This window comes from Campylobacter sp. 2018MI10 (assembly GCF_018501175.1).
Classification (GTDB): Bacteria; Campylobacterota; Campylobacteria; order Campylobacterales; family Campylobacteraceae; genus Campylobacter_E.
In genome coordinates, this window is the sequence record NZ_JAHCZD010000008.1 from 1 (window position 1) to 18,078 (window position 18,078).

Consider the following 18,078-nt stretch of genomic DNA (forward strand, 5'->3'; position numbering starts at 1 on the left):
TATGCTTTAAGTTAAGGCAAATGCAAGTGCCGTTGTTTTAAATGTTTAAGCACTTTTTAAATACTCATTTTAAACTAAATATCAAATATGCTTTAAGTTAAGGCAAATGCAAGTGCCGTTGTTTTAAATGTTTAAGCACTTTTTAAATACTCATTTTAAACTAAATATCAAATATGCTTTAAGTTAAGGCAAATGCAAGTGCCGTTGTTTTAAGTGTAGTGTTTTTTATATATTTTGAATTTGGTTTGTATAAAAGGTTTTAGTTTATAAAACAAGAAAATTATTATTCTTGTTTTTTGCTCTGGTATTTTGCTAATTCACTTTTTTGCATTTTTAATATATGTTCATCTGTTACTAGAACATAAAAAATACCTTCAAATACGCATACTTCTCTTATATATGCTTTTACTAAAACTTCTCTTTTTTTACTATTATCAAATTTAGCAGTTGCTTCAAAAGATATAATATCCCCTATTTTAGCCGGCGCAAAAAAACTAGTTCTTGAGCCTATAACACAGGTATTTTTTTTGTTAATTGCTACTTGTGCAACATAAGCTCCTGCAGAATATATAAAACCATTATGCGCTAAACCTTCAGAATCTGAAATTAATTCAGATGTTATTTTTAATTGCAGATTTGCTTTATTTTCATCTGTTTCGGTAATGTTGCCACAAATTTCTGTATTTATTGTAGGGCAAGCTTCAACATTGATTTTAATCTCTGTAGAATTTTCTTCTATATCATTTTTTTCTTCAGCCATTTTATACCTTTAATTTTATATATATTCTTTTTGGTGCAGGATAACCTTCTTTTGTAAAATCATCATCTTCTAAAAAATCTTCCAAGCTATATCCATCAATCCAATCTGTTTTCCTTTGCTCTTCTATTGTTGTTTTAGAAGTTGCTAGTATTTCAAATTCTTTAAAATTAGCTTTTTTACACCAATTTTGCAATGCTTTAATACTTGGTATAAAATATACATTAGACATTTTTGCATAACTTGTATCTGGAACTAAAGCAAAAGGTTGTTCGCTATCAAAATAAATAGTATCTAAGAATACAATCCCATTAGTGTTTAGACTTTGTTTTAATTGTTTTAGCATTTGCACTGGGTCGCTTCTGTGATAAATCACCCCTAAGCAAAAAATTACATCAAATTTATGATTGTAGCTTGGTAAATCAGCTACCCCTAATCTCTCAAATACAATATTTGTTTTAAATAAGGAATTTAAAAAAGTAAATTGCTCATAGCACCTTTGAGAAGGGTCAAATCCGACAATCTTAGTTGGTCTAAATTCTTGCATTCTAAACATATAATAACCATTATTGCACCCAACATCAGCCACTATTTTATTCTCAATACAACCAATATGCTTTTTTAAAATATTATATTTTATATTGCTTTTCCACTCACTATCTATAAAAATATTATTTATTTTAAAAGGCCCTTTTCTCCAAGGTTTAAGGCTTTTTGCTTTAATTAATAAATCTTCTTCATTTAATGTATCATCATAAATTTCAACAATATCATCAAAAATAACTTTCATTATCCCTCATGCCCTAAAATTTTTGCTGTTAAATCTATAAAAACATCATTTAGCATTTCATTTAGCAAAGCATCATTATTAAATATAAATTCTTCAACTTGTGTATAGTCTATATTTTGCTTTTCTAATAATAATTTTAATGCTAAAAATTCTTTACTATGCGTTACTATAGTATTTTGAACTGCACCTCTTGGTGCGTTTTGTAATACATCTATTAGTTTTTCTTCTGGTGTGGTCTCAAATAATTTATCAAAATCATCCATTTTAATTCTCCAATAACTTATTTAAATAAAAATATATTTTAACTAAATAAATTATCATACAATTGATTTTTATGTTTTGTTTTTTTGTATTGATTTTGCTTTTTTATTTTCTCTAGAGTATTAAATTTGCTAATTAATTCAAATCTGTCTAATTGAGAAAAACAGCATAAATTCACAAAATTTTCTAATTCTTTTGAATATGTAGAATCAAGATAAACAGGCTCACATTTATTTAGTAATTTTAAATTCTGCTCTATACTAGATGCGAAAATACCATCTGAAAAATCTTCTTTTTTTAAGGCTAAAGCAAAGCGATTAGCAGCTTTTTCTAAAGCTCTTAAGTATTTTACACGCTTTGCTTTATCGTTCATAATTATTTATTAGCTCTTTCTATATACTCGCCTCTTTGAGTATCTACTCTAATAACTTCCCCTTCTAATACATGGAAAGGTATTTGAACAACTGCACCACTTTCTAAAGTAGCTGGCTTTTTATTAGAGCCTTGTGTGTCACCCTTGAAATTCGGTTGAGTTTCAACTATTTTTAGTTCAACAACTTGCGGAACTTCAACGCCTATTGCTTTTCCGTTATGGAATAATACGCTTACATTCATACCATCAATCATCCATTTTCTACTTTCACCAACATCTTCTTCTGTTATAGCTACTTGCTCATAAGTCTCATTATCCATAAATTGGCAAAATTCTCCATCATCATATAAATATTGCATTTCTTTTTCTACTAAGTTAGGAGATTCACATTTATCACCTGCGTGGAAAGTTTTTTCTAAAACCTTACCATTTATGAAAGATTTTATTTTTATTCTTACGAAAGCAGGACCTTTACCTGGCTTTACATGTTGATATTCCACTATTTTATAAGGAACACCTTCTATTTCTATTTTTAAACCCTTTTTTAAATCACCCATTGAATAAGATGCCATTTTGTTAATCCTTTAAAATTAAATTAAATCCAAATTTCTTCAAAATCAGAATTGATATTATAGTTTTTTAAACTATCTATAAGGTAATGTAATAAAGAAATATTGTTAGTATCTATGACTATCTGAGAATATTTTTTATTATTAATTAAAAAATATTTCAAATTTAAATTAGATATAGTTTGTTTTACACAAAACAAAGAATAATTATCGTTTTTATCTATATTTAATTTAAAAAATTTCTTTTTACTTAAATTACCTGTATCTTGTAATTCAAAATGAACATAAAGTTCATTTGATATTGGGTAAGAATCTCCCAATTCATCTTTAGCTAATTTAGCATACCACTCATTATTTGATATTTTATTTTTAATAATTTCAATATTTTCATCAATAATTTTAGAAATCTGCAAATCTTTATAATTTGCAGATTTTATTAATAGCATTAAAACCAATACTAAAATAAAAAAAATTATTCCAAATATAAAATATAACGAGTGTTGTTTCATTACTATTGTAATTGATCTTTAATTATATCACCTATTGTAATTTTATCATCAGAATTAAATTTTTCTAAATCTTCACGAGTTTTAATTAAATTTAATTTTTTTATACTTAAGCGAATTTTACCATTTCTAGTGAAAATTAAAGCTCCTTCAATTTCATCTCCAATATTAGGCTTAACTTCTCCTAAATCTTCATTTTTAATTAAAGCTTCAACTTTATCATTTACTTTAACGAACACTCCAAAGTCTTTAATATCGCTTACAATACCTTTAATAACATCACCTAATCTATGTTCTTTAGCAAATAATGAACTAGGACTTTCTTCTAAATGTTTAACACTTAAAGAAATTTTTTGGTTTTCACTATCAATTTTTCTAATTTTAACTTTTACTTTATCCCCTACTTTATAAACTTTTTTGCAAGTTTCATTTTCAGTCCAAGATATATCATCATTTAATAATAAACCTTCAATATTGTCAATTTTAACAAAAGCTCCAAAATTTGTAATAGTGCTAATCTCGCCTTCAACAATATCTCCTGCTTTAAATTTCTCATTAAAGCCATCAAAAGGTTTTGGAAGTAAATTTTTAAGAGATACTCTTAAACGGCGTTTTTCATAATCTATTTCAATTACTTCAACATCAATTTCTTGACCTTCTTTTAAATAATCTCTTGGATTTTTAACATTTTTATCCCAAGAAATTTCACTTATATGTAAAAATCCTTCAATATCATTTCCTAAATCTACAAAAGCTCCATAATTTTCAATATTAGAAACTACTACTTTTAAAATATCTCCAATTTCTAAGCTATCTTTAATTTCATCCCAAGGGTCACTTAAAGCTGCTTTGATTGATAAAGAAATATGTTTTTTCTCTTCATCATATCCTACAATTTTTACTAAAACTTTATCCCCTTCTTTGTATAAAGTACTAGGATTTACAGGACCTTTATAAGATATTTCGCTATAATGAACTAAGCCATCAACTCCACCAATATCAACAAACATTCCATAGCTTGTAAGTTTTCTAACAACACCTTCTTTAAGTTCTGAATCGTTGATTATATTATTAATTAATTCTTTTTTCTTTTTGCGGTCTTCTTCGTTTGCTTTTCTTTTTGACACAACTATACTTTGTGTTTCTTCGTCAATTTTTAATATTTTAACTTTAATTTTTTTATTCATTAAAGTATTAATTTCTTTATGAGAGCATTGTGATTTTGGTAAGAAAAATTCTACTTCATTATTATCTACTGCAACAAAACCACCACGATTTTTTCCTATGATTTTTACTTCAAAAGTATCGTTATTGTCTTCATTATAGTTTTTAATAAATTCAACTACTTTTTCTTTACGAAGTGCTTTTTTGTATGATAATAAACGGCGTCCATTATAACTACCTACAACTGTTACCTTAATAACATCATCAACATTAAACAATAGCTTATCATCTTTTGTGATTTCACTAATATTTAAAACACCTTCTGATTTATCTTGTATATCAACAAATACTTCGTCGCCTTCAATTTTAATAATTTTTCCATCAATTACTGAAATATTTTCAGGATTTTTTTCGCTTTCAAACTCATCTAACATTGCCGCGAAATCAATGTTTTCTAAATCTTCTAAATTGTTATGAGCTCCATTTAACTTAGCCATTTTGGTCCTTTTGTAATAAAATTAATCAAATTAAGAAATGATTGTGCCCTATTCTATCACTATTTCACTTATGACTATTTAATATTAAGTAAAATTTTCTATTTTTTTAACAACTTTATCAATAATCCATTCAGGTGTGCTAGCTCCTGCACTAATTCCGCATAGATTTTTATCCTTAAACCAATTAAAATCTAATTCATTTTCATTTTCAATTAAATAACTATCTTTGCAATGCTCTTTTGCTATTAAAAATAATTGCTTTGTATTTGAGCTATTTTTACCGCCAACAATTATCATAACATCACTTTTCATTGCAAGAATTTTAATAGCTTCTTGGTTTTTAAATGTTGCATCGCAAATTGTATTAAAAACTCTTACTTCTTTTACTTTTAACATTAAAAAATTAGCTATTTGCATAAATTTTTCTACTTTTTTTGTAGTTTGACTTACTAAAGCTACTTTATTTTTAAACTTAATATCTATCAGTTCTTTTTCATCTAAAACTACATAATTATTAGTAGTAGCATAACTTCTTACGCTTTTTACTTCTGGATGATTGCTATCACCAAAAATAACAATTTCATACCCTTCGTTGCTCATTTTTTCCACAATTTCTTGTGGCTTTTTAACGAAAGGGCAAGTTGCGTCTATAATTTCTCTACCACTTTCTTTTAATATGTCTAAGTCTTGTTTTGTTATTCCATGCGTTCTTATAATAGCCTTTTTCTCATCATTTAATTCTGTTATATCATTAATAGTCTTTACATTAAAATCGTTCTTTAATCTTGATATTTCATCATTATTGTGAATTAATGGCCCAATGGTGGCTGCATCTTTAGTCTTCTCTGCTTGTTTGATAGCTCTTTTAACTCCAAAACAAAATCCGTAACTTTTAGCTAATTCTATTTTCATATTTTATTGTCTTTCAAATAAAGATAAAATTTCATAAAAATTTGTAAAAGAAGCATCTACACATTCAACATTGTCAATTTCTATTTCATAATCTTTAGCTAGCAAAGAAAAACTCATAGCTATTCTGTGGTCTGCAAAACTTTTTAGCATTACATTATTATTTTTTATACTTTTTCCAACAACCATAAATCCATCTTCAAATTCTTCGTATTCAACACCTAAAATTGAATAATTTTCAAGGACAGCCTTTATTCTATCGCTTTCTTTTACTCTTAATTCTTTTGCATTTTTGACAATAGAATTTCCTTCAGCATATAAAAATGCTATTGATAATGCTGGTATTTCATCAATTAGCCAAGAAATATTTTCACTAACTTCAACAGCCTTTAATTTAGAACTTTTTATAGTAATGGTTCCTATATTTTCATAATCATTTTTCTCTATTTGATATGTAATATTTGCCCCCATTTTTTCAAGAATTTTAAATGCTTCAATTCTAGTTTTATTTAAAAGCATATTTTTTAAAACTAGAGTGGAATTATCACTGATAGCACATAAAACAGCAAAGAAAAATGCAGAAGAAGGGTCATTTGGAACTTCTATTTCATACGATTGTAATTTATCTTGTAATGGTTTTACTTCTATTTTAGAACCATCTGTTTTTATTGGTGCTTTTATCATTTTTAATAAATTTTCTGAATGGTCTCTGCTTAATTCGCTTTCGTATATTTCGCAACCATTACTCAATAATCCAGCTAATATTAATGCAGTTTTTACTTGTGCTGATTTTAGAGTATTTTCAAAAGTAAAATAATCTATTTTCTTTCCCCTAATTGCTAAAGGAGCATAATTTGCCCCTTCTCTACCATCAATTTTAGCCCCTAGTTTATTAAGTATATCGCTTACTCTTTTCATAGGTCTTTTGTTTAAATATTCATCTCCGCTTAAAACAAAAAAACCATCTTGACTAGCTAAAAAACCAATTAAAAGTCTCATTAGTGTCCCAGAATTTCCACAATCTAAAACTACATTAGGAGATTTGATAGCATTAGGCGGTGTTATAACTAATTCATTTTTATCTTCATATATTTTTATTGTAGCACCTAAATTTCTTACAACTTCTAAAGTATGTAGGCAATCTTGTGCGTAAAGATAATTTTTAACCTTACACTCCCCATTAGTTAATAAAGAAAATAAAGCAGCTCTATGAGAGATAGATTTATCTGCAGCTATATTTTCCAAAACTAAATCAAATTGTTTATTTAATGCTTTTATTTTCATCTTAATTTTAATCCTATTTTATCTAATTCACTAATAATTTCATTCATTTCATTATTTATATCATCATTTTTTAATACTTTTTCATCATCAACAAATGAAAAACTTATACTTAAACTTTCATAATCTTTTAAGCTTTCATCTTGATATAAATCTACTATTTTAAAATCTTTTAAATTCTTAATGTTTAATTTATTTATAGTTGATTTTATAACCGAATAATCATAATTTTTAGGCACTAAAATACTTAAATCTCTAGTTGTTCCTTGGAATTTTGAATAAGCTTTTGCTTGTATAAAATCATACTCTAAAGCATTAAAATCAATTTCGCATAAATAAGTAACCGGTAATTCTAATTCATTTTCTAAATGTAAATCTAATCTTCCAACTACCCCTATTTTTTGATTGTTTTTATAAATATCAGCTCTTTCAAATTCGCTAAATAAATGATAATCACTAGATTTTAATTGGAAATCCTTTAATATTGTTTTTAATTCATTTAAGAATGTGAAAAAATCAACATTTTTAGGTTTTGCATGATTTTTTAAATTTGCATTTTCACTTAAGCCAGAGCTAATTAAAGCAAATTTTTTATTTTCTTGTCCGTTTTCATCAAATACACTACCAATTTCAAATAATTTTACTGATTTTCTTGAATTATTAAAATTAAAACTAGCTTGTTTTAAAAGTGTGCTAATGATAGAGCTTCTTAGCGTATTCATTTCATTTGTGATTGGGTTTATAATTTCATTTTTGATATATTTTAAATTTAATTTTTCTAAAAATTCTTTGCTATCAAAAACATAGCCAATACTTTCAAAATATCCACACATTAAAGCTCTATTTCTTAATTCAAGAGATTTTTTATATTTTAAATAAGTGTTGTTTGTTCTGTTTAATTCATAAAAATCAAGTGGTTTAGGCTTAATATTATCAATGCCAATCATTCTTACTATTTCTTCACAAATATCAGCAGAATTATTAATATCATGTCTATAAAATGGAACTTTTAAATATAGATTATCTTCAGCAATACTTAATTCAAACCCTAATCTTTTTAAAATTTTCACAACATCATTTTTTTCGCAAGACTGACCTATCATATTTTCAAGCTCACTAATATTACAATTAATTGATATTTTTTCTTTGCTTGGGGTATTTTGACAAGAACTACCATAAATTTTAATGTTTTTATTAAGTTGTAACAAATTAAATAAATAATCAATTCCTATATTAAGCTCTGGTTCGCTACCCCTAAAACTTCTATAAATATCTGTATTTTTATAATTTTTATGGGTATTTGCGATTATTTTAGGATTTACATAATTTGCAATTATGATTATTTTTTTACTATCTTTATCTATTTTAAATTCTTCATTTTGTGTAATTCCAGCAATTGCTAATTCTTTATCTTTATACTTAATAACAAATTCTTTGTTTTCTTTGGTTTTTACATCTAAACTTATTTGCTCGCATTCATTACATAATTTACTTAAATCAACTGCATTAAATAATACCCCGCTTGCATGTGTTGTATAAGATAATAAGTTTTCTATAGCATTATCTTTTAATTCTTCAATACTAGCTAATCTTAATTTAACCTTTAAAGTATTTTCAATATTATTTAATAATTCTATTGCTTTTATATTTAAATTACCATCAATTCCATCACTAAAATGAACATTTAAAATTCTTCTAATACCTTCTGCATTATCAATATCTTTAAAAGGTTTCTTTTCTTTTAAATTAATATCTAATGCTGCACTTAAATCTCTTGCTATACCATTAATACTTAAGCAATCCCCACGATTAGGAGTTAGCTCAATTTCAATTAATTCATCATTAAATAAAGGATATTCGCATAATTCTTTACCTAAAGTAAGTTCGCCTATACTACTATCTAAAACCATAATGCCATCATTTATTTTAGCAAATCCAAGTTCAGTTGATGAGCATATCATTCCATTGCTCTCAACCCCACGCAATTTAGCTTTTTTAATAGTAATATCACCAATTTGTGCACCTTCTAAACTAACTGCTACAAATTGCCCTGCTTCAACATTTTTAGCTCCACATACGATTTGTAAAACTTCATTACCAACATCTACTTGGCAAATGCTTAATTTTTCAGCATCAGGGTGCTTTTCTTTACTCATTACTTTTGCAACTACAACTTTTTTAGGAGCTATAATTGTAGTTACTCCATCAACTTCTAAACCTATGCTATTTAAAGTTTTTACTAATTCATCTGTGCTAATATTTTTTAAGTCTATAAATTCATTTAACCAATTCTTACTAATTATCATTTAAATTGCTCCAATAATCTTAAATCTCCTTCAAATAATGACCTTAAATCAGGTATTTTATGAAGTAGCATTGCAAATCGCTCAACTCCTAAACCAAAAGCATATCCGCTAACATTTTTATAGCCAACATTTTTAAATACATTTGGATGAACCATACCACAACCCATAACTTCAATAAAGCCAGTTTGCTTACAAATTCTACAACCACAACCGCCGCAGAATACACAAGATATATCAACTTCTGCACTAGGCTCTGTGAATGGGAAAAAGCTTGGACGAAATCTAACTTTTACATCTCCGAACATATATCTTAAAAATTCTTCTAAAACATATTTTAAATTAGCAAAAGATATTTTATCCCCATCTTCAACCACAAGCATTTCTATTTGATGAAACATAGGAGTGTGTGTAATATCAAAATCTCTTCTAAATACGGCACCAGGTGCAATCATTCTAATAGGTGGATTTTGTTTTTTCATAGTTCTTATTTGCACCGGACTTGTTTGAGTTCTAAGTAGTAATTTATCTATAAAATAAAAAGTATCTTGCATATCTCTAGCAGGATGTGATTTAGGTAAATTTAAAGCTTCAAAATTATGAAAGTCGTCTTCAATCAACGGACCTTCTTCAAGACTAAAATTTTGTCTTAAAAAATAATCAATTATCTTATCCATTGTGCTCATTACAGGATGAAGAGCACCAGAATTTGAACGCTCATCAAAATAAGCAAAATTGAAAGCATCTTTTTTAGCTTTTGCTTTTATAAATTCATCTTTTAAATATTTTTGCTTTTGAATAAATTTATCATTAAATTCATCTCTTAATTTATTTAAAATTTCTGCTTTTTGTTTTTTTTCATCACCTTCTAAGTCTTTTAACTTAGCAAATTCACTTGTTAAATAACCTTTTTTACCAAGAATTTGCACCTTTATTTGCTCTAATTCTTCAAGCGAAGAACAATTATCTAAACTAATTAAAATATCTTCCAAGAGTTAGCCTTTTTATTGATTTTTTACAATTTTAGTGTAAATTACATAAATAAACGATTAAGACTATTAAAAAAAGGAAAGAAAATGAGCGATTTAAATGTTTTTGAAAGAATTGTAATAGGCGAACTCCCATCTAGTAAAGTTTTAGAAAATGATGAATTTTTAGCATTTCACGATATAGATCCAAAAGCTCCTGTTCATATATTAATAATTCCTAAAAAAAGATTTGTAAGTTTTCAAGAAGTTGACGGTGCTACAATGGCAAAAATGACAGATTTTATTCACGAAGTTGCAAAATTATTAGGACTTGATAAAAGCGGATATAAATTACTTACTAATGTAGGTGCTGATGCAGGACAAGAAGTGTTTCATTTACATTTTCATATGCTAGGTGGATTAAAACTATTTATCCCAAAAGTTGAAGAAAATAAAGAAGCATTATTTTAATTTAACTTCCTAGCATTTAGCTAGGAATGTTTTAATATTCTAAATCAGGTTTGATTGTTTTAGAAGTTGAAGCAGGTAAGCTAGGATATGTAATATCAGGCATTTTACCTGTTAGTGATTTTAAGAATGTAATTATTAATTGTGATTCTTCATCATTTATTTCTATTCCTAATTGGATTTTTCCCATTAATTTAACAGCTTCATCTAATTCCCAAATAGCACCATTATGATAATAAGGTGCGGTTAATTCAATGTTTCTTAATGTAGGAGCTTTAATTAAACCATCGCTATCTCCTTTAAAATCACCTATATTTGCATATTTATATTTATTAGCTACTTCAAATGCTTGTAGTGTCCCACCAAGATTAATACCTGTATGACAAGCAGTGCAACCTTTATCTATAAATAGTTTTAATCCTTGTTTTTCTTCTTTACTTAAAGCTTTTTCATTACCATTTAAAAATTCATCAAATCTTGATGGAGTTATTAAGGTTCTTTCAAAAATACCAATACTTGTAGCAATTAAATCAAAATCAATTTTTTTATCTCCATAAGCTTTTTTAAAATCATTAACATATTCAGGAATTGAAGTAATTTTGCTCACAACTTCACTTGGTATAGCTGCCATTTCTACTGATGATTGAATAGGCCCTTTTGCTTGGTCTTGTAAATGACCTGAACGACCATCCCAAAATTGTGAAGAATTAAATACAGAATTATAAACCGTTGGAGAGTTTAGATGATGCGGATTAGGAGACCATTTATGCCCTGTACTTGCTGGAACTCCATCAGTTCCACCTAAACCTAAATTATGACAGGTATTACAAGATATAATTCCACTTTTTGAAATTCTTGGGTCAAAATATAGTTTTTTACCAAGTTCAACTCTTTCTTTAGTGGTAGGATATTCTACATAATCAGGTGCATATTGTTTAATTAATTCTTCTAATTTGGCTTTATCGCTAGGTATAGCAACCAAACCTGCTTCTTTTGCTTCATCAATTAAACTAGCAGCATTTAAACCTACTAATAAACTTAAAGATAACATAATTTTTTTCATTATTTTCTCCTTTTAATTAAAGTAAAAAGATTATAAAGTTTTTTAGATAATAAAAAATATTATTTATATAAAATTTTATAGTTTTATAATTTATTTTTTGATAAAAAATATTATTTAATTCATCAATATGCTTTGTGTAAAAATTAAAACAAATATCGTAATAATAGTGTTTTGAATAGCTAGAAAATAGAATTAGATTGTAAATAAAGTAAATATAGAAATAGAATAATTTTAGGTCTTAATGAAAAGACCTAAAATATTAAATTAAGATTTTTTTAGTGCTCTAATTTTTGCACTTAAGCTAAATAGTCTTATAAATCCTGCTGCATCAAATTGATTATAAACTTCATCTTCGCTAAAAGTTGCAAAATCTTTATCATAAAGACTATTAGGAGAGCTTTTACTCATTGCATTGCAATTGCCTTTATATAATTCTATAATTATTTCTCCATTTAAATCTTTGCTAAATTCATTAATCGCAGCACTAATAGCAGTTCTTGTAGGGCAAAACCACTTACCATCATACACTAAATAGCTCATTTCAAGTCCTAACATAGCTCTTAATTTTAAGCTATCTCTATCAAGAACGATTTGCTCTAACGCTCTTAAAGCAGTATTTATAATTGTTCCGCCAGGTGTTTCATAGCATCCCCTTGATTTCATTCCCACAAGCCTATTTTCCACAATATCAATCCTACCAACTCCGTGTTTTGCCCCTATTTCATTAAGTTTATTTAACGCTTCGTAAGGACTTAGGCTAATATCATTTACTTTTGTAACCACACCTTTTTCAATGCTTAATTTTACTAATTCAGCTTCATTAGGAGCGATTTTTGGATTTACACTTAGACAAAAACAATCTTCATTATTAAAAGTTGTTGTGTCTTCTAAAACTCCACCTTCAGTTGAAATATGCCAAGCGTTTGCATCTTTACTATAGATTTTTTCTTTACTCGCTGTTGTTTTAATATTTTTTAACGCTAAAAAATCAAGCAAATCTTCTCTTGATTTCATATTCCAAATTCTCCAAGGAGCTATAACTTCTAACTTAGGTGCTAGTGCGTTTATAGTGTATTCAAATCTTACTTGGTCATTTCCTTTTCCTGTAGCTCCATGTGCGATAGCATCAGCATTAATGCTTATTGCATAATCAACTAAAGCCTTAGCAATTACCGGTCTTGCCATTGAAGTGCCTAGTAAATATGTGCCTTCATATAATGCCCCGCTTAAAATTGTAGGATATATATAGTTTTTAACAAAATCTTCTTTTAAATCAACTACCACACAATCTTTTGCCCCTGAATTAAATGCCTTTTGTTTAACATCTACTAATTCATTTTTATCTTGACCCACATCAGCTACTAAAGCATACACTTCACAATCATAATTTTCTTTAAGCCAAGGAATAATTGCTGAAGTATCAAGACCCCCGCTATAAGCTAAAACAATTTTTTTCATACTTTCTCCTTAATTATCTAAATCGTATTTTTGTAATAATTTTACATAAGTTCCGTTGTCTTTTAGAATTTTTAAGGCATTATTAAAATCATCTTTTAATTTTGTATTACCTTTAGCAAATGCAAAACTCACTCCATCACCTAAAATTGGTGTTTTAGCAAATACGCTAAGTTCAGGATAAGTATTAATATAGCCTTTAGCCACAGCAGCGTCTAATACAAAACCATCTATTTTTTTATTAACCGTTGCTAAAACAAAAACTATTAATTCAGAATTTAAATATGGTTTTACGCCTTTAATTTTACTAACTTCATCAGCTTGTAAAGTGCCTAATTGAGCTCCTAATTTTGCTCCTTTTGATAAATCTTCTAAAGAATTTATATTAGTATTTTCTTTTAATTTAACATAATAATTTACCCCGTTATAATATGAATTAGAAAAATCAACACTTTTTGCTCTTTGTGGGGTTTCGTTCATTCCAGAAGCTATAACATCAATTTTCCCTGCTTTTAAAGCATTGATTAAACCATCAAATTCAATAGCAACAAATTCAACTTTAATATCTAGTATTTTTGCTATTTCTTCCACTAAATCCATATCAAATCCAACAATTTTACCATCTTTCATATATTCAAATGGTGCATAACCTGGAGATGTTCCTACTTTTAAAATATCTTGAGCAAAAATTTGTGCAACTAGTGCAAAACCTAAAAATAACTTTTTCATAATTAATCCTTTTAATAAAAATAAATAACTAAATTGCTTAGAGCAAAAAACTAAAATAACCTAAATAACAATGATAAAACTAACAATAATAAAAATTAACAATGATAAAATCTGGGAAATTAAAAAATAGTAGTAAGCATCAACGAAGTCTTAAAAATAATTTAGCAACACTCTTTTGCATTTTTTCTCCTTTAAAATAATTTAAATAATAATATCAATATTTTTTGTTAATGATAATAAAAAATTATTTTTTTTGTTAATTTCGTTACGATTTGTAACAAAATTAACAAAATTTGTATTAAAAAATATCACATTTCATATTTTTCTAATAATTTTTCATAAATTCCTTGACTTTTTACAATTTCTAAAGCCTTATTAAAATCATCTCTTAATTTAATATTACCTTTAGCAAATGCAAAGCTAGTGCCACTTTTTTCTTGTATATCTTTAAATATTTCAATTTCTTTATAGGTATTTAAGTATCCTCTAGCTACTAATTTATCAACTATAACAGCATCTATTTTGCCATTTACTAATGCTAGGATTAGATTTGAAATTTCAGAATTTAAAAATGGTTTTGCCGAAGGAATTTCATTAAGCATTGCAGCTTGAATTGAACCTAATTGCACTCCTACTACTAAATTATTTAAATCTTTAATATCAGTTCTTGATTTTAATCTTAAAAAACAATTTGAACCAGTATAATAAATATCACTAAACTCAACATTCTTTGCCCTTGCAGGAGTATTGCTAAGTCCTGAAGCAATCACATCAATTTTGCCTAATTTAACAGCACCCATTAAAGCATCAAAATCCATAGGAACAAATTCCACTTTAATATCCAATACTTTAGCTATTTCATTTACTAAATCTATATCAAAGCCAACGATTTTTTCATCTTTTATATATCCAAACGGAGCAAAACCAGGCGACATACCAACTTTAATTAAATCTTGTGCGAAAATTTGCATTACAAATGCTAATAAAATAATTAATTTTTTCATAATTTTTCCTTATTCCATATCATATTTTTTTATTAAATTATCATAAATTCCACTATCTTTTATAATTTTAAGTGCCCTATTAAATTCATCTCTTAACTTTGTATTTCCTTTAGCAAAAGCAAAACTAAGACCATCAGTTTTTTCTTCAGTTTTCTTAAATACAACTAAATTTTTATAATTTCTTAAATATCCTTTGGCTACAGTTTTATCTACTAAAACAGAATCAATTTTTTCACCAACTAATGCTAAGATTAAATTTGAAGTATCAGCATTTAAAAATATTTTTACATCTTTAAATCTAGCTAATATATCAGCTTGAATTGAGCCTAATTGCGCTCCTATAGTCAGTCCATTAATTTCAATAATATCAGTTCTTGAAGATTGTTTTAAAAAATAATTACTACTTATGTAGTAAAAATCACTGAACTCAACGCTCTTAGCTCTTTCTGGTGTATTTCTAAGTCCTGAAGCTATCATATCAATTTTTTTAAGTTTTAAACCACCTATTAAACCATCAAAATCCATAGGAATAAATTCCACTTTAATATCCAATATTTTAGCTATTTCATTTACTAAATCTATATCAAATCCATATGCTTTACCATCTTTCATATATCCAAATGGTGCATATGCTGGGTCAATTCCAACTTTAATCAAATCTTGTGCGAAAATTTGCATTACAAATGCTAATAAAATAATAAATTTTTTCATAATTTTTCCTTTAAAAACAATAAAACAAATTTATTTTCAAGCAAATAAAATAAAGCTATAAAGCTTAAAATGCTAAAAATAAAAAACTAAAAAATAAACAATAATAAAAATTGGGAAATTAAAAAATAAGAGTAAGGGTCAATGGGCTTTAGTTAATAATACAAAAGAATTTAGATTGTTACAATTTAACATTTTATCTCCTTTAAAATTTTTCGCAAAAATATATCATAAAATAGCAAATAATATTAATTATTTATAAAAAATATTATTTGCTTTTAAATTTTATACTTTTTTGAAGAGTTTTAAGAGTTTTAACGTTAATTTTTTTAATATACTAGATTTTTGCGAAGCTAAATATTCAGCAATTTCAGTTCTTCCAAACATTAAGGCAAATGTATAAGGAGTCATTCCTAAACCATTGTTTTCATCAATATTCGCTCCGTTTTCTACTAGCAGTTTTACGATATTTAAATAACCTTTAAAGCAAACTCCAGCTAGTGGAGTTTGACCTTTATCATTTTTCATATCAACATTTGCACCATTGCTAATAAGCATTTGAGCGCATTCGTAAGAGCCGTTATAACAAGCCAACATTAAAAGTGTGTTTCCACGATGGTCTTTAAAATCAACATTAAATCCTGCCTTTATCATGTTAAGGAGAGTGTTGTAATCATTATTTCTTGCAAAATCCAACGCCATTTTACATAATTCATCGTATCTTGCTAATTCGGCACTACTTAATTGCATTTTATTTTCCTAAAGCTTTTTTTACGCCATTTGCATATTCAGGGCTAATTTTTTCAAAATGTGCTAGAGCTTTTGCAATGATTTCATCTTTTACACCATCAAAACTTGCTGCTAGATTTTTATATAGTCTTTCTTTTTCATCAGCAGGTAAGATATTAAATAGATTTCTTGGTTGTGTATAAAAATCATTATCAAGCGGAGCATATCTAGCTGCACTATTACCTATTGCCAAATCAGGCTCAAGATATTTAGCATTTTCACTTGCACCACCTAAAGTATTTGGCTCATAATAAGCACCATTAGCTAAATTATCACCTATACCAAAATTCATAGCACCTGCAACATTATATGTGCTAACTTCATTTCTAGCTCTATTTACAGGTAATTGATGATAGTTTGCACCAATTCTGTATCTTTGTGCGTCAGGATAACTAAAAATTCTAGCTTGAAGCATTTTATCAGGGCTAAAGCTTATACCTGGAACAATATTACTTGGGCTAAATGCAGCTTGCTCTACTTCATTAAAATAATTTTGTGGATTGCGATTTAATATCATTTCTCCAACTTCAATTAATGGAACAATGCTATGAGGCCATACTTTTGTTAAATCAAATGGATTAAATCCAAGTTTTTCAACTTCATTTTCTGCAAGGATTTGAACTTTTACGCTCCAAACAGGGAAATTTCCTTTTTCAATATTCTCATATAAATCTCTTTGATGAGATTCTCTATCTTTTGCTATGATTTTTTCTGCTTCTTCATTTGTTAAGCACTTAATTCCTTGTTTGGTTTTAAAGTGAAATTTAACCCAAAATCTTTCATTTTTATCATTAATAAATGAATAAGTATGAGAACCATATCCATTCATATGGCGATATGATGCAGGAATTCCTCTATCACTCATAAGAATTGTTACTTGATGTAGTGCTTCAGGAGTTAAAGTCCAAAAATCCCACGCAGCATTATTGCTTCTTAAATGAGTTCTTGGGTCTCTTTTTTGAGTATGAATAAAATCAGGGAATTTGTAAGCATCTCTTAAGAAAAATGTAGGAGTATTATTACCTACTAAATCCCAAATACCTTCTTTTGTGTAAAACTTAATCGCAAAGCCACGAACATCTCTTTCAGCATCAGCTGCACCTGCTTCACCTGCAACTGTTGAAAAGCGTAAGAAAAGTGGAGTAACTTCACCCTTAGCAAAAACTTTTGCTTTTGTATATTTGCTAATATCTTGTGTTATTCTTAATTCTCCATAAGCTCCACTTCCTTTTGCATGAACTGCACGCTCTGGAATTCTTTCTCTATTTTGATGAGCAAGTTTTTCAATCAACTGATAATCTTGCATTAAAAGCGGTCCCATTGCACCTGCACTAAGTGAGTTTTGATTTGAACCTATTGGGTTACCAAAATCCGTTGTTAATTGTTTCATTATATCTCCTTTTAAAAATGTGAAGTAATAATAAATAACATAGGATAATAATTGGTAAATAATAAAAATTATTATCTAAAAAATTTTTTAGCTA

At 27.2% G+C, this 18,078-nt stretch carries 19 protein-coding genes; 1 reads left to right on the top strand and 18 read right to left on the bottom strand.

Annotated elements, in window-relative coordinates:
* Positions 1–283: 283 nt before the first annotated feature.
* The 11 genes from KJR01_RS04745 to pheS all read right to left on the bottom strand — a co-directional run bounded on the left by KJR01_RS04745 (position 284) and on the right by pheS (position 10,402).
* A complete protein-coding gene (locus tag KJR01_RS04745) occupies positions 284–760 on the bottom strand; it encodes a PaaI family thioesterase (protein WP_214117512.1) in 477 nt (158 codons plus the stop codon).
* Position 761: 1 nt separating this feature from the next.
* On the bottom strand, positions 762–1,547 hold the full coding sequence (gene cmoB / locus KJR01_RS04750; RefSeq protein ID WP_214117513.1) for a tRNA 5-methoxyuridine(34)/uridine 5-oxyacetic acid(34) synthase CmoB: 786 nt from the start codon (positions 1,545–1,547) through the stop codon (positions 762–764).
* On the bottom strand, positions 1,547–1,810 hold the full coding sequence (locus tag KJR01_RS04755; RefSeq protein ID WP_214117514.1) for a DUF2018 family protein: 264 nt from the start codon (positions 1,808–1,810) through the stop codon (positions 1,547–1,549). Before KJR01_RS04755 ends, cmoB begins: the two co-directional genes overlap by 1 nt.
* Positions 1,811–1,848: 38 nt before the next feature.
* A complete protein-coding gene (locus KJR01_RS04760) occupies positions 1,849–2,181 on the bottom strand; it encodes a hypothetical protein (RefSeq protein WP_214117515.1) in 333 nt (110 codons plus the stop codon).
* Positions 2,182–2,183: 2 nt separating this feature from the next.
* Positions 2,184–2,753, bottom strand: coding sequence for an elongation factor P (efp, locus tag KJR01_RS04765; RefSeq protein ID WP_214117516.1), 570 nt, complete (start codon positions 2,751–2,753; stop codon positions 2,184–2,186).
* 23 nt (positions 2,754–2,776) lie between these two features.
* Positions 2,777–3,259: a hypothetical protein gene (locus KJR01_RS04770; protein WP_214117517.1), complete on the bottom strand. Its 483-nt coding sequence runs from the start codon at positions 3,257–3,259 to the stop codon at positions 2,777–2,779.
* Positions 3,260–3,261: 2 nt separating this feature from the next.
* Complete coding sequence (locus tag KJR01_RS04775) at positions 3,262–4,917, bottom strand: 30S ribosomal protein S1 (RefSeq protein ID WP_214117518.1); 1,656 nt, start codon at positions 4,915–4,917, stop codon at positions 3,262–3,264.
* An 84-nt stretch (positions 4,918–5,001) separates the two neighbouring features.
* Complete coding sequence (locus KJR01_RS04780; protein WP_214117519.1) at positions 5,002–5,829, bottom strand: 4-hydroxy-3-methylbut-2-enyl diphosphate reductase; 828 nt, start codon at positions 5,827–5,829, stop codon at positions 5,002–5,004.
* Between the two features lie 3 nt (positions 5,830–5,832).
* Positions 5,833–7,110, bottom strand: a complete 1,278-nt coding sequence (gene aroA / locus KJR01_RS04785) for a 3-phosphoshikimate 1-carboxyvinyltransferase (RefSeq protein WP_214117520.1) — start codon at positions 7,108–7,110, stop codon at positions 5,833–5,835.
* The gene (gene pheT, locus KJR01_RS04790; RefSeq protein WP_214117521.1) at positions 7,107–9,413 is read right to left on the bottom strand and encodes a phenylalanine--tRNA ligase subunit beta; all 2,307 of its coding nucleotides are present in this window, start codon (positions 9,411–9,413) and stop codon (positions 7,107–7,109) included. The genes aroA and pheT overlap by 4 nt, the downstream gene beginning before the upstream one ends.
* On the bottom strand, positions 9,410–10,402 hold the full coding sequence (pheS, locus tag KJR01_RS04795) for a phenylalanine--tRNA ligase subunit alpha (protein ID WP_214117522.1): 993 nt from the start codon (positions 10,400–10,402) through the stop codon (positions 9,410–9,412). Before pheS ends, pheT begins: the two co-directional genes overlap by 4 nt.
* Positions 10,403–10,486: 84 nt before the next feature.
* Here pheS and KJR01_RS04800 point away from each other — a divergent pair, with 84 nt between their 5' ends.
* Positions 10,487–10,849, top strand: a complete 363-nt coding sequence (locus KJR01_RS04800; RefSeq protein ID WP_214117523.1) for a histidine triad nucleotide-binding protein — start codon at positions 10,487–10,489, stop codon at positions 10,847–10,849.
* Positions 10,850–10,880: 31 nt separating this feature from the next.
* Here the strand turns inward: KJR01_RS04800 and KJR01_RS04805 are convergent, their stop codons facing one another.
* The 7 genes from KJR01_RS04805 to KJR01_RS04835 all read right to left on the bottom strand — a co-directional run bounded on the left by KJR01_RS04805 (position 10,881) and on the right by KJR01_RS04835 (position 17,984).
* The gene (locus KJR01_RS04805) at positions 10,881–11,909 is read right to left on the bottom strand and encodes a cytochrome-c peroxidase (RefSeq protein WP_214117524.1); all 1,029 of its coding nucleotides are present in this window, start codon (positions 11,907–11,909) and stop codon (positions 10,881–10,883) included.
* A 264-nt stretch (positions 11,910–12,173) separates the two neighbouring features.
* Positions 12,174–13,367, bottom strand: a complete 1,194-nt coding sequence (locus KJR01_RS04810) for an argininosuccinate synthase (protein ID WP_214117525.1) — start codon at positions 13,365–13,367, stop codon at positions 12,174–12,176.
* Between the two features lie 9 nt (positions 13,368–13,376).
* On the bottom strand, positions 13,377–14,093 hold the full coding sequence (locus KJR01_RS04815) for a transporter substrate-binding domain-containing protein (protein WP_214117526.1): 717 nt from the start codon (positions 14,091–14,093) through the stop codon (positions 13,377–13,379).
* A 308-nt stretch (positions 14,094–14,401) separates the two neighbouring features.
* A complete protein-coding gene (locus tag KJR01_RS04820; RefSeq protein WP_214117527.1) occupies positions 14,402–15,097 on the bottom strand; it encodes a transporter substrate-binding domain-containing protein in 696 nt (231 codons plus the stop codon).
* 9 nt (positions 15,098–15,106) lie between these two features.
* On the bottom strand, positions 15,107–15,808 hold the full coding sequence (locus KJR01_RS04825) for an ABC transporter substrate-binding protein (protein ID WP_214117528.1): 702 nt from the start codon (positions 15,806–15,808) through the stop codon (positions 15,107–15,109).
* 282 nt (positions 15,809–16,090) lie between these two features.
* On the bottom strand, positions 16,091–16,555 hold the full coding sequence (locus KJR01_RS04830) for an ankyrin repeat domain-containing protein (protein ID WP_214117529.1): 465 nt from the start codon (positions 16,553–16,555) through the stop codon (positions 16,091–16,093).
* A 1-nt stretch (position 16,556) separates the two neighbouring features.
* Positions 16,557–17,984 (bottom strand): catalase, encoded by a 1,428-nt coding sequence (locus KJR01_RS04835; RefSeq protein WP_214117530.1) that lies wholly within the window; start codon positions 17,982–17,984, stop codon positions 16,557–16,559.
* Positions 17,985–18,078 lie beyond the last annotated feature (94 nt).

What these genes read in the sequence shown, in the direction of transcription:
- KJR01_RS04810 (WP_214117525.1), bottom strand. Translation starts at nt 13,367, where the DNA reads ATGAAAAAAATTGTTTTAGCTTATAGCGGGGGTCTTGATACTTCAGCA.
- KJR01_RS04780 (WP_214117519.1), bottom strand. Translation starts at nt 5,829, where the DNA reads ATGAAAATAGAATTAGCTAAAAGTTACGGATTTTGTTTTGGAGTTAAA.
- KJR01_RS04805 (WP_214117524.1), bottom strand. Translation starts at nt 11,909, where the DNA reads ATGAAAAAAATTATGTTATCTTTAAGTTTATTAGTAGGTTTAAATGCT.
- KJR01_RS04800 (WP_214117523.1), top strand. Translation starts at nt 10,487, where the DNA reads ATGAGCGATTTAAATGTTTTTGAAAGAATTGTAATAGGCGAACTCCCA.
- KJR01_RS04835 (WP_214117530.1), bottom strand. Translation starts at nt 17,984, where the DNA reads ATGAAACAATTAACAACGGATTTTGGTAACCCAATAGGTTCAAATCAA.
- KJR01_RS04830 (WP_214117529.1), bottom strand. Translation starts at nt 16,555, where the DNA reads ATGCAATTAAGTAGTGCCGAATTAGCAAGATACGATGAATTATGTAAA.
- cmoB (WP_214117513.1), bottom strand. Translation starts at nt 1,547, where the DNA reads ATGAAAGTTATTTTTGATGATATTGTTGAAATTTATGATGATACATTA.
- pheT (WP_214117521.1), bottom strand. Translation starts at nt 9,413, where the DNA reads ATGATAATTAGTAAGAATTGGTTAAATGAATTTATAGACTTAAAAAAT.
- KJR01_RS04760 (WP_214117515.1), bottom strand. Translation starts at nt 2,181, where the DNA reads ATGAACGATAAAGCAAAGCGTGTAAAATACTTAAGAGCTTTAGAAAAA.
- efp (WP_214117516.1), bottom strand. Translation starts at nt 2,753, where the DNA reads ATGGCATCTTATTCAATGGGTGATTTAAAAAAGGGTTTAAAAATAGAA.
- KJR01_RS04770 (WP_214117517.1), bottom strand. Translation starts at nt 3,259, where the DNA reads ATGAAACAACACTCGTTATATTTTATATTTGGAATAATTTTTTTTATT.
- KJR01_RS04825 (WP_214117528.1), bottom strand. Translation starts at nt 15,808, where the DNA reads ATGAAAAAATTTATTATTTTATTAGCATTTGTAATGCAAATTTTCGCA.
- KJR01_RS04815 (WP_214117526.1), bottom strand. Translation starts at nt 14,093, where the DNA reads ATGAAAAAGTTATTTTTAGGTTTTGCACTAGTTGCACAAATTTTTGCT.
- KJR01_RS04755 (WP_214117514.1), bottom strand. Translation starts at nt 1,810, where the DNA reads ATGGATGATTTTGATAAATTATTTGAGACCACACCAGAAGAAAAACTA.
- KJR01_RS04775 (WP_214117518.1), bottom strand. Translation starts at nt 4,917, where the DNA reads ATGGCTAAGTTAAATGGAGCTCATAACAATTTAGAAGATTTAGAAAAC.
- KJR01_RS04745 (WP_214117512.1), bottom strand. Translation starts at nt 760, where the DNA reads ATGGCTGAAGAAAAAAATGATATAGAAGAAAATTCTACAGAGATTAAA.
- KJR01_RS04820 (WP_214117527.1), bottom strand. Translation starts at nt 15,097, where the DNA reads ATGAAAAAATTAATTATTTTATTAGCATTTGTAATGCAAATTTTCGCA.
- aroA (WP_214117520.1), bottom strand. Translation starts at nt 7,110, where the DNA reads ATGAAAATAAAAGCATTAAATAAACAATTTGATTTAGTTTTGGAAAAT.